The sequence below is a fragment of the Corynebacterium sp. LK2590 genome (assembly GCF_040946105.1).
Classification (GTDB): domain Bacteria; phylum Actinomycetota; class Actinomycetes; order Mycobacteriales; family Mycobacteriaceae; genus Corynebacterium.
Window position 1 is genome coordinate 72,514 of record NZ_JAYWMH010000006.1, and the last position, 13,695, is coordinate 86,208.

General features: G+C 66.1%; 13 protein-coding genes and 1 tRNA gene. 6 read left to right on the top strand and 8 right to left on the bottom strand.

Annotated elements, in window-relative coordinates:
* Positions 1 to 4: 4 nt before the first annotated feature.
* From VVR85_RS08450 to VVR85_RS08460, 3 genes are all read right to left on the bottom strand, one after another.
* Entirely contained in the window at positions 5 to 460 is a 456-nt protein-coding gene (locus tag VVR85_RS08450; RefSeq protein ID WP_368520478.1) for a RidA family protein, read from the bottom strand.
* Between the two features lie 3 nt (positions 461 to 463).
* On the bottom strand, positions 464 to 619 hold the full coding sequence (locus tag VVR85_RS08455; protein WP_168166954.1) for a DUF4177 domain-containing protein: 156 nt from the start codon (positions 617 to 619) through the stop codon (positions 464 to 466).
* Between the two features lie 109 nt (positions 620 to 728).
* A complete protein-coding gene (locus tag VVR85_RS08460; RefSeq protein WP_070768883.1) occupies positions 729 to 1,064 on the bottom strand; it encodes a WhiB family transcriptional regulator in 336 nt (111 codons plus the stop codon).
* Between the two features lie 256 nt (positions 1,065 to 1,320).
* Here VVR85_RS08460 and VVR85_RS08465 point away from each other — a divergent pair, with 256 nt between their 5' ends.
* Positions 1,321 to 3,780, top strand: coding sequence for a transglycosylase domain-containing protein (locus VVR85_RS08465; RefSeq protein WP_368520479.1), 2,460 nt, complete (start codon positions 1,321 to 1,323; stop codon positions 3,778 to 3,780).
* 23 nt (positions 3,781 to 3,803) lie between these two features.
* Here VVR85_RS08465 and VVR85_RS08470 read toward each other — a convergent pair whose 3' ends face one another.
* Positions 3,804 to 4,271 carry a GatB/YqeY domain-containing protein gene (locus VVR85_RS08470; RefSeq protein WP_368520480.1) on the bottom strand — a complete coding sequence of 156 codons (468 nt, stop codon included), beginning with the start codon at positions 4,269 to 4,271 and terminating at the stop codon, positions 3,804 to 3,806.
* A 33-nt stretch (positions 4,272 to 4,304) separates the two neighbouring features.
* Between VVR85_RS08470 and VVR85_RS08475 the strand changes: the two genes are divergently transcribed.
* Positions 4,305 to 5,210: a metallophosphoesterase gene (locus VVR85_RS08475; RefSeq protein ID WP_368520481.1), complete on the top strand. Its 906-nt coding sequence runs from the start codon at positions 4,305 to 4,307 to the stop codon at positions 5,208 to 5,210.
* A 117-nt stretch (positions 5,211 to 5,327) separates the two neighbouring features.
* Positions 5,328 to 5,404 (top strand) — tRNA-Pro (locus VVR85_RS08480).
* 62 nt (positions 5,405 to 5,466) lie between these two features.
* Here VVR85_RS08480 and VVR85_RS08485 read toward each other — a convergent pair.
* The gene (locus VVR85_RS08485; RefSeq protein WP_368520482.1) at positions 5,467 to 6,831 is read right to left on the bottom strand and encodes a CitMHS family transporter; all 1,365 of its coding nucleotides are present in this window, start codon (positions 6,829 to 6,831) and stop codon (positions 5,467 to 5,469) included.
* Between the two features lie 144 nt (positions 6,832 to 6,975).
* Positions 6,976 to 7,995 (bottom strand): hypothetical protein, encoded by a 1,020-nt coding sequence (locus VVR85_RS08490; protein WP_368520483.1) that lies wholly within the window; start codon positions 7,993 to 7,995, stop codon positions 6,976 to 6,978.
* A gap of 115 nt (positions 7,996 to 8,110) precedes the next feature.
* Here VVR85_RS08490 and VVR85_RS08495 point away from each other — a divergent pair, with 115 nt between their 5' ends.
* Both VVR85_RS08495 and VVR85_RS08500 read left to right on the top strand, forming a co-directional pair.
* Positions 8,111 to 8,749, top strand: coding sequence for a TetR/AcrR family transcriptional regulator (locus VVR85_RS08495; protein WP_368520484.1), 639 nt, complete (start codon positions 8,111 to 8,113; stop codon positions 8,747 to 8,749).
* A gap of 393 nt (positions 8,750 to 9,142) precedes the next feature.
* A complete protein-coding gene (locus tag VVR85_RS08500) occupies positions 9,143 to 9,430 on the top strand; it encodes a peptidase M23 (protein ID WP_368520485.1) in 288 nt (95 codons plus the stop codon).
* Positions 9,431 to 9,466: 36 nt separating this feature from the next.
* Here VVR85_RS08500 and VVR85_RS08505 read toward each other — a convergent pair whose 3' ends face one another.
* Together VVR85_RS08505 and VVR85_RS08510 are read right to left on the bottom strand one after the other, a co-directional pair.
* A complete protein-coding gene (locus tag VVR85_RS08505; protein ID WP_368520486.1) occupies positions 9,467 to 10,975 on the bottom strand; it encodes a hypothetical protein in 1,509 nt (502 codons plus the stop codon).
* A 241-nt stretch (positions 10,976 to 11,216) separates the two neighbouring features.
* Entirely contained in the window at positions 11,217 to 12,770 is a 1,554-nt protein-coding gene (locus VVR85_RS08510) for a catalase (protein ID WP_368520487.1), read from the bottom strand.
* 194 nt (positions 12,771 to 12,964) lie between these two features.
* On the opposite strand from VVR85_RS08510, the gene VVR85_RS08515 reads away from it, so the two are divergent.
* Positions 12,965 to 13,534 carry an RNA polymerase sigma factor gene (locus VVR85_RS08515; RefSeq protein WP_368520488.1) on the top strand — a complete coding sequence of 190 codons (570 nt, stop codon included), beginning with the start codon at positions 12,965 to 12,967 and terminating at the stop codon, positions 13,532 to 13,534.
* Positions 13,535 to 13,695: the final 161 nt, after the last annotated feature.

Consider the following 13,695-nt stretch of genomic DNA (forward strand, 5'->3'; position numbering starts at 1 on the left):
ATCTTTAAGAAATCTCCACGATGAGCTCGATTTCCACCGGGGAGTTCTTCGGCAGAACTGCCACGCCGACGGCCGAGCGAGCGTGCTGGCCGGCATCCCCGAAGATCTCACCGATGAGATTCGAGGCGCCATTGATGACTTCGGGCTGGTCCACGAAGTCCGGGTCGGAGGAGACAAAGCCCACGACCTTCAGGACGCGGGAGATGTTGTCCAGGCCCACCTCGGCATCGACAGCCGCGAGCGCGTTGAGGATGCTGCGGCGCGCCAGGTCCTGGGCCTGCTCGAGGCTGACCTCGGCGCCGACCTTGCCGGTGGCCGGCAGCTGGCCGTCGACCAGGGGCAGCTGGCCCGAGGTCCAGACCTGGTTGCCCACCTTGAGGGCCGGCACGTACGAGGCCAGCGGCTTGGCCACCTGCGGCAGCTCGTAGCCCAGCTCTTCCAGTCGCTTCTTGAAACTCATGTGTTATTCCACCTCACGCTTGAAATATGCAACGACGTTCTCCGGGTTCATCCCGGGAGTAATAGTCACCAATTCCCAGCCGTCTTCACCCCAAGTGTCCAAGATCTGCTTGGTGGCGTGGGTGAGTACGGGCGCGGTCGCGTATTCCCATTTAGTCATGGTGTCCATTTTAGACGAAGAAACGCCCCGAAGACATTGGTCTTGCGGGGCGCTTTCTCACAGATTCTCACTATTTCTTAACTGAGTCGGTTCTCCGGGGCACAACCCTTTAGATGCCGTGCAGTTCCCCACCGCCGGCCAGGTAGTTGGCCCAGTTCTTCACGTCCGGGTTCTTGCGCAGCACGGCGCGGCGCTGGCGCTCGGTCAGCCCGCCCCAGACGCCGAATTCGACGCGGTTATCCAGGGCATCGGCGCGGCATTCCATCATGACTGGGCAGTGGCGGCAGATGACGGCCGCCTTGCGCTGCTCCGCCCCGCGCACGAAAAGCGCGTCCGGGTCGCCGTTGCGGCACTTGGCCTGGGTAATCCACTCACCCCGCTCGAAACCGGAGGCCGTGCCGGTAGCTTTCGTGCGTTGGCCAGAACCCTGCAGGCTTAAAGTCATGGAAGGGTTGCACTCCTTTCGGTGAGCCATCTACTGCCACGCCTTCACGCACCGTCCGTGCGGCGTGACCAGCAGTCGTCGTGATGCTTAGGGTCAGTGTATTAACAGCACCGATTAGCTGTCTAACAGGTCACACTTTAGGGGGTGTTCGCCTAGATCACAGCGCACTGTGAGTTCGCCCATTTCCCATAGCTATACCCACGCCAACAGGAGTTGCATATTTCCCCACGGGCCAAAGCAACGTAGGGTATTACGCGTGAATGCATCTAGACCTCTGGCAAAGATCGCCCTAGCCACCCTCCTGGTTGGGGTGCTCATCGCCGTCGCCTTCGCCCCCATTGCAGGCATCACGTCGGTCGCCATCGCCCGCACCGGCGCCACGATGGAGTCCGACATCGACGAGCTCAACGCCGGCGCCGCCCCCGGGGTGACCACCATCAAGGACGCCCAGGGCGAGGACCTGGCCTACCTTTTCGATCAGCGCCGCCACCCGGTCGAGCCGGATCAGATCTCGCAGTCGATGAAGGACGCCATCGTCGCGATCGAGGATCACCGCTTCTACGAGCACGACGGCGTGGACTTCCAGGGCAACTTCCGCGCGCTGGCCAGCAACCTCGCCGCCGGCGGGGTCTCCCAGGGCGCGTCCACCCTGAACCAGCAGTACGTGAAGAACTACCTCCTGCTGGTCGCGGCCCAGACCGACGAGGAGCGCGCCGCCGCCACGGAGCAGTCCATCCCCCGCAAGCTGCGGGAGATCCGCATGGCCGCGGAGATGGATAAGGAGTTGAGCAAAGACCAGATCCTGACCAACTACCTGAACCTGGTGCCCTTCGGCAACCATTCCTACGGCATCGAGGCCGCCGCGCAGACCTACTTCGGCATCCCCGCCGCCGACCTGAGCGTGCCGCAGTCCGCCCTGCTGGCCGGGATGGTCCAGTCCTCGGAGTACCTCAACCCGTACACCAACCCGGAAGGCGCCACCGACCGGCGCAACCAGGTGCTGCAGTCCATGGCCGATAACGGCTACCTCAGCCAGGCGGACGCGGACCGCTTCGCCGGCGAGGGGCTGGGCGTGCTCGACAGCCCCAACCTGATGGCCAACGGCTGCATCGGCGCCGGCGACCGCGGCTTCTTCTGCGACTACGTGCTGCAGTACCTGGAGGAGAAGGGCCTGTCGACCGAGGAGCTCAAGCACGGCGGCTACACGGTCAACACCACCCTGGACCCGCAGGTCCAGGACGCCGCGAAGGAAAGCGTGGACGCGCAGACCGACCCGACCACCCCGGGCGTGGCCGAGGTCATGAACGTCGTCGAGCCGGGCCAGGACTCCCGCAAGGTGCTGGGCATGGTCTCCTCCCGCACCTACGGACTCGACCTGGACAACGCGGAGACGATCCTGCCCCAGCCGTATTCCATGGTGGGCAACGGCGCCGGCTCGGTCTTCAAGGTCTTTACCGCCGCCGCGGCGCTGAAGGGCGGCTACGGCACCCAGTCCCTGCTCGACGTCCCCACCCGCTACGAGGCCGAGGGCCTGGGTCACGGCGGCGCGGACGGCTGCCCGGCCAACAAGTACTGCGTGGAAAACGCCGGCACCTACAAGCCCACGCTGACATTCCAGGACGCGCTGGCCGAGTCCCCCAACACGACCTTCATCAAGCTCTCCGAGCAGGTCGGGATCGAGGCCATCGTGGACATGGCCGTGGATCTGGGCATGCGCTCCTACGAGGACGAGGGCACCTACGGCGACGCCGTCCTGGCGGAATTCGCCAAGGAGGCCCCCATGGGCTCGTTCACGCTGGGCCCGACCGCGGTCAACCCGCTGGAGCTGTCCAACGTCGGCGCGACCATCGCCTCCGGCGGCAAGTGGTGCGAGCCGAACCCCATCACCAGCGTCACGGACAAGGAGGGCAACCAGGTCTACCTGGAGGAAACCCCCTGTGAGAGCGCCCTGGACAAGGGCGTGGCGGACGCCCTGGCGGACGCCATGACCGCCGATATGGACCACGGCACCGCGGAGGAGGCCGCCAAGTCCATGGGCTTTTCCGGGCAGGCCGCCTCCAAGACCGGTACGACCGAGTCGCACCAATCCGCCGCCTTTTTGGGATTCAACTCCGGCGTGGCCGCCGCTCCCTATATCTTCAACGACGGCACCTCCACCTCCCCGCTGTGCACGGGCCCGACCCGCCAGTGCGGCGGCGGCAGCATGTACGGCGGCGACGAGCCGGCGCAGACCTTCTTCGGTTTCGCCAGCCAGGTCCCGCAGGCGGCAAACGGCAATGTCGCCCAAGGCGACGAGAAATACCGCGAGGGCACGAACAATGACGCGGTCCTGGACGGCCTGCGGGGCAAGTCCGAGGCCGAGGCCCGCCGCGTGCTCGAAGGCAAGGGCCTGAACGTGGAGACCACCCAGGTCATCGGCGGCGACACCCCCTACGGCCGCGTGGTGCGCGTGGTGCCCAGCGCCGCCGGCCTCAAGGAGGGCGCGACGGTGCGCGTCCAGCTATCGGACGGCTCCGGCGGGGGCGGCAGCTCGTCGGGCACCGCCGACTCTAACAGCACGGGCGCGTCCAGCCCCTCCCCGGCTACTAACGATGCCCCCTCCGGCCGCGGCCAAGGCGGCGGCGGTGGCGGCGGCCAGAGCCGCCCCGAGCCGCTGATTTCCCAGCGCGACATCGATAATTTCACCAACGATCTGCGCGGGCTGTTCGGGCTGTAGTTTTACCCCCCTACAGCTAGCTGCTAGCCCTGCAGCCGCGCCTTGACCGCCTCTGAGAGCCGCTTGCCGTCGACCCGGCCGGCGGCTTTCGCATTGGCGGCCTTCATGACCTCGCCCATCTGCTTCATGCTGGCGGCCTCCCCGGTCTCCTTCTCGACCTCGGCGACGGACTCAGCGACCAGCTGCTCGACCTCGGCGTCGTCCAACTGGGCGGGCTGGTAGGCCTCGAAGTAGGGCACGTCGGCCAGCTCGGCCTCGGCCAGCTCCGGGCGGCCGTTTTCCTTATAGACGTCGGCGGACTCGCGGCGCTTCTTAATCTCGCGGGCGATGACCTTGAGGACGTCCTCGTCGGTCAGCTCGTGGCGGGAGCCGTTGGTCTCTTCTGCCTGGATAGCGGCCAGCAGGGAGCGGATGGCGCTGGTGCGCTCCTTCTCCTTGGCCTTCATGGATGTTTTCAGATCGGCACGGATGGTTTCTTTTAGGTTGCTCATACCGTAAAAGATACGCCAGGTAGGCTGGACGGCGTGAAAAATTCGACGAAAGCACTCAGTAGCATCGGCGCCCTCGCCGCCGCCGGGGCCGCGACCCTGGCCTGGGGCTATACCGAACTAGACAAGTTCGAGCTCAAGGAATACACCCTTCCCCTGCTGCCGGCGGGCACGCTGCGCCGAGACAAAGAATTCCGCCTGCTGCACGTCAGCGACCTGCACATGATCCCCGGGCAGGACAAGAAGATCGCCTGGGTCTCCGCGCTCGATGCCCTCCGGCCGGACCTGGTGGTCAACACCGGCGACAACCTCTCCGACGCCGCCGCGGTCCCCGACGTCCTGCGCGCCCTGGGCCCGCTGCTGCAGCGACCCGGCCTGTTCGTCTTCGGCACCAACGATTATTGGGCCCCGCGCCCGGTCAACCCGCTGAAGTACCTGTGGGGCGCCAAGCGCGAGCCGTCTTATGTGGACCTGCCGTGGAAGGACATGCGCGCGGCGTTCTTGGAGCACGGCTGGCGCGACGCCAACCAGGCCCGCCTGGAGTTCAAGGTGGGTGACGTGCGCCTGGCCGTGGCCGGCGTGGACGATCCACACCACGATCTGGACGACTACTCGGAGGTAGCCGGCGCCCCGAACCCGGACTCGGATCTCCGCCTGGCCCTGCTCCACTCGCCGGAGCCGCGCGTGCTCGAGCAATTCGCCGCGGACGGCTACCAGCTGTCCCTGTCCGGCCACACCCACGGCGGCCAGATCTGCCTGCCGGGCTCCCGGGCACTGGTGACCAACTGCGACATCGACCGGGCCCGCGTCCAGGGCCTCCACGACTTCGGGCCGATGAAGATGCACGTGTCCAACGGCCTGGGCACCTCCAAGTACGCGCCGGTGCGCATCTTCTGCCGCCCCTCGGCCACGCTGCTGCGCATCACCGAGCGGGAGGCCTAGTAGGCCCCCTAACCAACGCCTCCCCGACACACGCCAAATACACACCCGCTGTGCAGGCGTTTTGTTAGTTGGGAAGAAAGTGCGTTACAGTATTCCGGTACCGCAAAGAACGGTCGCCGGGATATGGCGCAGCTTGGTAGCGCGCCTCGTTCGGGACGAGGAGGTCGCAGGTTCAAATCCTGTTATCCCGACCAACAATAACCCCGCTCTCACTTTCCGTGAGAGCGGGGTTTTCTTCTGCCCAGCCCTGCTGCCCTTAGGCCAGCAGGCCGAAGACGAAGGCCACCAGGACGATGGCGACGGAGAACGCCCACGCCAGCGGGAAGGCGATCTTCAAGTACTTGCCCATGTCGGCGCGGGCCAGGCCCAGCGCCAGCCACAGGGCCGGGGAGAACGGGGAGACGAACGTGCCGATGACGTTGCCGATAATCAGGGCGCTGGCCGCGCCCATGCCGCTGACGCCGAAGTTGGCGACGGTTTCCTGCACGATGGGCAGGATGGAGAAGTAGTAGGCGTCCGTGGAGGTCATCAGGTCCAGCGGCACGCCGAGCAGGCCGATGATCACGTGGAGGTACGGCCCCACGGACGCCGGCAGGATGGCGATGAGCTGCTGGGCGATGGCCTCCAGCATGCCGGCGCCGTTGAGCACGCCCAGGAACATGGCGGCGGCCAGGATGATGCCGGCCATGGACAGCGCGTTCGGGGCGTGGCGGCGCAGGGCATCGGTCTGCTCCGACTGGGAGTCGAAGTTGATGAGCAGAGCAACGGTGGCCGCCAGCAGGAAGGCCGGGGCCGGCGGCAGCAGGCCGGACAGCAGGGCCACCAGCACGAGCAGGATGACGGCCACGTTCAGGATGGTCACCACCCGCCCGGTGCGGTTGCGGAAGCCCTTGTCCTCCTGCTCCTGCTTTTGCTTGCGGATGAAGTCACCGGCGATGGCGTTAACGTCGACGGCGTCCTCCCCCTCCAGCTGGCCGGCGGCGCGCAGCTTAGCGATGCGCCGCTTCTGCCACACGCCCAGCGCGGCGGCGATGGCCAGGACCATCACCACGCACACGCCCTGGATGGGCAGCAAGTGCATCCAGATCTGGTGGGTTTCCTGGTTGACCACCGAGCCCGCGCGCCCCAGCGGCCCGCCCCAGGGGACCATGTTCATCACGGACGCTGCCAGCGCGACGATGGTCACCAGCACGTAGCGGGAGATGTGCAGCGCGGTATACAGCGGCAGCAGCGCCGGGATGGTCAGCAAGAAGGTGGTCGACCCCGAACCGTCCAGGTGCGCCACGATGCCGATGGCCGCGGTGCCCACGGTCACCGCGATGACGTTGCCCCGGGTGGCGGTGATAAGCGCCCGGATTACCGGGTTAAATAGCCCGACGTCCTGCAAGATCCCGAAGAAGATGATGGCGAAGATGAACATCGCCACGACGTTCATGACCGAGCCCAGGCCCTCTTCGAAGAAGTCCCCGATTTCCCCGAAGCCGAACCCGGCGATCAGCGCGCCGACGACCGGGACGATGGTCATGGGCACCAGCGGCGTCGTCCGCCCCCGGATCAGGATGGTCACGGTAATAATGATGATGGCCAGGCCCATGAGGGTCAGGCCGAGCGGGGTTTGCATGCCGGCTCCTTATCCAGACGGTTCACCAGGTGCGTCACACCATTTTCATTAGTGTGACCCAGCTTAAACCATGCTGGATCGATTCAGTCGATTTGCCTTCACCAAAGCCCGAGGCCCTGCTCGTGACCTCGGGCTTTCTGCCGACTATTCGGCGCTTGGCGCAGCCGCGCCGCGCTTGCCGAGCGCCATCCCGACCCCCAGCAGGCACACACCCACGGCAATCCAGGCCAGCAGCGTCCACACCGGCTGCCCGATGGGAGCGGACGGGAAGTAGTTCACGCTGCGCACCAGCGTCGCGGTGGCGCCGTTGGGCAGGTGCTGCCCCAGCGCGCCCCAGTCGCCCGCCACGAATTCCTTCGGCGCCATGGTGCCGGCCAAGGGGTTGGCGAAAAGCATGTTGAATACCGCACCGAGCACGAAGCCGCCGATGCCCAGCACCGATCGCAGCCCGGCAATCAAGCTCGACAAGGCCCCAATACCGAGCGCCAGAACGCCCGCCGAGGCCCAGAACCCGCCCGGCAGCATGCCGAAGAGCGGCCCCATAACCACCGCGACCAGGGTGCCCGCCAGCGGCGCGTGGATAGCCACGGCCAGCAGGCGCTGCCCGGGGCGCCGCAGCGTGAAGGAGGCAATCGCGCCGCCGATCAGCCCGCCGATGGCGATGGGCAGGATCACGAAGTTCATTCCCAGGCCCTGGGGGTCATCCGCACTGAAGGGGACCAGGTCGGTGACCTCCACCTGGACCTCCGGCACGGCATCGGCAGGGATACCCTTGGCCGCCGCTGCCGCCTGGGCCTGCTTGTTGGCCATGGCGGTCAGGGGCTCAGCCAGGTTTTTGACTACTCCCGCCTGGGCGCTTCCGGCCGCCGAGGCAACCAGGAGTTCCGGTTGCTGGCCTAAGACAATTGCGCCGTCGGCCTTTCGCTCCTCCACCCTTTGCTGGGCTTCGTCGCGGCTGTCGACGCGCTCGATGTCCAGGAGTCCGGGCTTTTGTTCATCGATGGCGTTCTCAATCTGGGCCACCTGCTCCTCGCTGCCTACCACGGCAACGGGGATGTCTTTGGACTCCATCGTGGCCATCGGCCACATGAAAGCCATGATGAAAATCATCACGGCCAGCGGTGCTGCCACGCCGACCGCTACCGCCTTCATCCAGTCCCGCATGTGAGCTTTCCCTCCGTCAGTATCTCAACGTACGTTGAAGAAACGTAATTCAACGAGCATTGAATGTCAACACCCGGTGAATTTACGCACAGAGATCCCAGCTAGTATGGAATGTATGGCTAAGGAATCAGCAGGTAAGGACGCAGCAGACAATCCCGCGCCCAAGAAGTTGGGGCGCCGCCCCGGCAACGAGGAGACCCGGGAGGCAATCCTAGAAGCGGCGTGCGACTCCTTCGCCCGCGTCGGCTACGAATCCACCACCATCCGCGCCGTGGCCCGCGCCGCCGACGTCGACCCCGCGCTGGTCATACACTACTTCAAGAGCAAGGCCGGGCTTTTCGATGCCGCCGTGGAGACCCTCCTGACCGTGCCGGCGGACATCGACCACAGCGCGGATCTGCGGGACATGCTGCTGACTTATTTCCGCAACTGGGAGGACCCGTACACCGGCCCGCGGCTACGCGCTATCGTCCGCGCGGGCATCGGCTCCGAGTTCGCGGCCGAGCGCCTGCGCGACTACTTCAGCGCGAATTTCCTCGACACCATCAAACAGACCCCCGGCCTGCAAGAGCGCTTCAGTCCCAAACAGATTGCGCTCTTCCCCGTCATGGGCAGCATGCTGCTAGGAGTCGCGATTACCCGCTACCTCATGGAGTATTCGGAAACCGCCGAAGCCAGCACCGAAGAACTCGTGGACTACCTTCTCCCCATGGCCGAAGCGCTCCTGCGCCAGGCCCCCGACGCACCGGCCTAACTGCGGCTGAGTTTTTGTTATCCCCCTAGATACAGGGAAACGGCGCCGCATCCCTACAGCTGCGGCGCCGCCCCTATTCCCTATCACTCACAACGGATTTAAACCGCTAGTCCGCCCCCTAAGCGGACTACGTGAGCGAGACCTAGCCTAGCACCCCGAAGTGTCAGATCCTAGCTCACCAGCACTTTCACAGAATCCTGTTAAGGTATCTCCAATTGCGGCATAAAGCTGACAAAATCATCACCGCCGTATGCTGCGCATTTTCATTCATCCTAAAATCTGGGTGGAAAACGCAACCCCGGGCGAGCACGCCCCGGGCGGGCAGGCAGCACACCGGCAGGCGCTCCGAGAACCGGCCCGGCGCGGCCAGGAAATGGGCTAGATTGGACAACCATGATGGAATTCCAGGACGCAGTCGCCAAGGCCTACCAACACCGCGGGCCGCTCTCCGGCGCGGCCGAGACCGACACCCACTGGCTTTTCAGCCCGGCCCACCCAGACAAGGAGCTGGGCCCGACGTTTGTGAACCGGGAAACTGGTGAGCTCGAGCAGTACGACACCGATCCCCGCAATTGGCGCCCGCGCCTGCAGCTCTTCCGCGCGCAGAACCCGCAGCCGCGCCCCATCCCCGAGCAGTACTTCGGCGAGCCCGAGGCCCTCGAGGACCCCCAGGACAACTAATTCTTCCCCGCTAGTGCCTAGGCCCGAGCCGGGCGCCTAAGCCCGGGCCGGGCGGACACTGGAGCGATTAGCCCACCACACGCCGGCGCCGCCGATGACGGCGACGGCCGCGAGCACGCCCAGCGACATCCACAGCAGGGACTGCTGGCCGCCGTTGCCCACCACGGTCAGGGCATTGGTGGCCCAGTTCAGCGGCAGCAGGTTGGCGATGACCTGCCAGTAGGTCGGGGCATCGCTGGCCGCGACCGACTTCCAGAACCAGCCGACCACGCCCACCTGCACGATGCCCAGGATGGCCGCGGCCACCATGCCACCGGAGCGGCCCAGCAGCCCCACGAGCGCCCGGGTGACTACCGCGGCGGCGACCGCGGCGAGGGCGAAGACACCGGCGCTGATGGCTGCCGCGGCGGCGGTCAGGCCGGTGGCCAGCACGAACAGGGCCACCTCGCCCGCGGCCACCAGGCCGACCAGGCCGCCGAGCAGGCTCAGCCACCCGCGCTGGGTGGACAGCCAGCCCAGGCCGATACCGCCCAGCATTACCAGCGCGGCGATCAGCATGGCCACCACCGGGGCCAGCAGCCGCGAGGGGCCGGCGTCCTGCCCGTCCGCGGCGAACTGGACCGGCGGCATGGCGCGCTGGATGGATTCCACCTTGGTCTTGTTCTGATCGGCCATCCCGTCGATCTTGCGCGCGCCCTCGTCCAGCTCGTTGATGCCGTTGACGGCCTCGTCGGCGCCGCCGTCTAACTCCCCGATGGCGGCGTTGAGCTGCTTGGCGCCCTCCGTCGCGGAGTAGATGCCGTCGTGGTAGGCATAGCCGGGCACCGCCAGCTGGTTGGACAGCTCGCGGGAGCCGTCCTTCAGGCGGTTGAGCTCCCCGGTGATGGACTCGTCAATCTTGAAGGTATCGACCTGGCCGCGCAGGTCCTTGAGCTGACCGCGCAGCTTCTTCGCGTCCGCGGAGTCGTTGCCGCGCAGATCCCCCAGCGCGCCGTCGATGGCGGTCAGGATCTGCCCGCGGACCACCTCGATACCGGTGATCTGATCGACGGCCTGGCCGACCCCGTCGGCGAGCTCGGTAGCGCCCGCGCCCAGCTGGCCGGTGCCGGCTTGCAGCTGCACCAAGCCGTCCACCAGCTCCTGGGTGCCCTGGCTGAGCTGATCCACGCCGCCGGTGATCTCCCCGGTGCGGTCCTTGAGTTGGCCGGTGCCGTCGGCCAGCTGCTGCGTGCCGGACTTGAGGAAGCCGGCCTGACTCTGGGCCTCGCCGGTCGCACGCCGGGCGTCAACCAGCTCGTTCGGATCGATGCCGGCGGGGGCGTCGGCGGCCGGGGCGCCGGTCACCCCCTCCTCCGAGTCGGCGGAGTTCCAGGCCTTCTCCGGGCTCATCCCCACCGCGGCAGCAATACCGGCGCAGGCGGCGAGCAGCACCAGAACGACCAGAGCCGCCAGCCCGGACCGGAAGCGGTGGGGTTGGCGGTGGCCGTCCGCGGAATCCGCGGCGGCAGAGGGGCTGGCGGGGCTAGCAAGGCGGGCGTCGTTCATACTAAGAAACGATATCTACCAGCACCTATAGTTTCGGCTAGGCGCGCCGTTTCGGCCACTGCTGCCATTTTTATTCCCGGCGGGCCGGCCCCGGTGCCGCGCCGGCCGCAGCGCTTGCCGCCCGGCGGCGCGCGGGGAGGCTGATGTAGTGCACAAAGCACTGTACCCCGCGGTTTCCCGCGGGGTACTAGCTATCTTCGGCCGTTTCTAGCCGGGTGGAACGGCTGGGTCAGCGCGCTGGTTACTTCTTCTCGGCGAAGAGCTCGCGGACGCGCTTGCCCAGGTTCTCGTCTACCTGATCCCAGTAGTGGTAGACCTGCTGCTCGACCGGCTCAGAGACACCAGCCATGGCGTTGGTGATGTTGTCGGCCAGGCGCTCCTTCTCACCGTCATCCATGACCTCGCGGTAGAGGATGCCCGGCTGGATGAAGTCGTCATCCTCGGCGTGCTTGACGTACGGGGCGCGCGACAGGTCGGTGCCGTGCGGGTCCGGGTTGACGTAGAGATCGCTAGCCTGACCGAAGTCATCGTGCTGGTTGGAGGTCTCACCGTCGTCCAGGTAGCCCGCACCCTTGTCGTAGCGGCTCGGGGAGTAGACCGGATCCTGCGGGTCGTTGAACAGGAAGGACATCGGGCCCTCGTGCTCGTAGGTGTTGACCTTATCCGCGTTCAGCGGCTGGTTGACCGGCAGCTGCTTGTAGTTCGGCCCGATGCGGTAGCGCTGCTGGTCGGAGTAGGCGAACACGCGGCCCTGCAGCATGCGGTCCGGGGACAGGCCCACGCCCGGGACCAGGTTGGCCGGGTCCAGGGCCAGCTGCTCAATCTGCGCGAAGAAGTTACGCGGGTTGCGGTTGAGCACGAAGTAGCCCACATCGTGCAGCGGGTAGTCCTTCTGCGACCAGGTCTTGGTCAGGTCGAAGGGGTTGAAGCGGTAGGTCTCCGCGTCCTCGAAAGGCATGATCTGGACCTTGACGTCCCAGACCGGGTAGTCACCGCGCTCGATGGCGTTGTAGAGATCCTCGCGGTGGTAGTCGGCGTTCTGGCCGGCCATCTCCGCCGCCTCGGCGTCGGTGAAGCAGTCCCAGCCCTGGCGGGTCTTGAAGTGGTACTTGATCCAGACCGGCTTGCCTTCCTCGTTGATCCACTGGAAGGTGTGGGAGCCGAAGCCGTCCTGGTGGCGGGAGGTCTTCGGGGTACCGCGGTCACCCATCAGGTAGGTCACCTGGTGCGCCGACTCCGGGGAGCGGGTCCAGAAGTCCCACTGCATATCCGCGTTGCGCAGGCCGTTGGTGCCCAGGCGCTTCTGGGAGTGGATGAAGTCCGGGAACTTAATGGCATCCCGGATGAAGAAGGTCGGGGTGTTGTTGCCCACGATGTCGTAGTTGCCGTCCTCGGTGTAGAAGCGCATGGCAAAGCCGTGCACGTCGCGCCAGGTGTCCGGGGAGCCCTGCTCACCGGCGACGGTGGAGAAACGGATGGCCATCGGGGTAACGGTGCCCTTCTGGAAGAGCTTGGCCTTGGTGTACTGGGAGACATCCTCGGTGATGTGCAGCTCACCGAAGGCGCCGTGCCCCTTGGCGTGCGGGGTGCGCTCCGGGACCCGCTCGCGGTTGAAGTGCGCCAGCTTCTCAATCAGGTGAACGTCATTGAGCACGTTCGGGCCCTGCGGGCCGGCGGTGATGGAACGGTTCTCCGACGCTACCGGCTGGCCGGACGGGCGGGTGGTCTGGCCCTCGCCGGCGGTGCGGTTGCCGCGGCCCAGGATCTGGTCTGCTGCAGAAGAATCTTGAGTCATGGGGTATGCCTCCTTCAGTGGCAATATTGGTCAGCTATCAAAAGCCGTTGGCTTATAGTCTAGCCCATTTAATAGCGGTTGGCAAACAAACTCCAACTATTGATAGGTTTGCCTCAGTCAGGGTTCGTGCAGCACCCTGCCTGGCCCCCAGTGTAGGTCCAAAACCGCTTTCGGCGCCTGGTAAATTCAGGATGATGAAACACCACTCCGCAGCCGACGACGCGCGCGTCACCGACCTGGCCCTTGCCGCCGGGCGCGGTGACCGCCGCGCGCTGACGGAGTTCATCCGCGCCACCCAGGACGACGTCTGGCGCCTCCTAGCTCACCTGGCCGGGCCCGAAAACGCCGACGACCTAGCGCAAGAAACCTACCTGCGGGTCATCTCCGCCCTCCCCCGCTTCGCCGCCCGGTCCTCCGCCCGCACCTGGCTACTCTCCCTCGCCCGCCGCGCCTGGGTGGACAACATCCGCCACGACATGGCCCGGCCCCGCAAGTCCGCCACCTCCTACGAGGACGCCGCCGCCCAGGCCCCCGCCCTGGAAAACTCCGCCACCTGGAGCGACTGGATCGACGCCCGCGCGCTCATCGACGCCCTCCCCGCCGACCGCCGGGAGGCCCTCATCCTGACCCAGGTGCTGGGCTATACCTACGAGGAAGCCGCCAAAATCACCGGCGTGCGCGTCGGCACCATCCGCTCGCGCGTCGCCCGCGCCCGCAAGGACCTCATCACCGCCACGGAGGCCAGCCAGAACTCCGCCGACTGAGGGCTCGCCAGATTGTGCCCAAATAGTGACAAACGGGAGAAAAGCTGGGCACATCCAGGCCGGGACACCTGGCCGGCCGGTTAACATTGTGAATTTCCGGGCGGTCTGTCTGGTGTTTACCCGGAAAACCAGGCCAGAAACAGGTAAATTCATAAACCGTA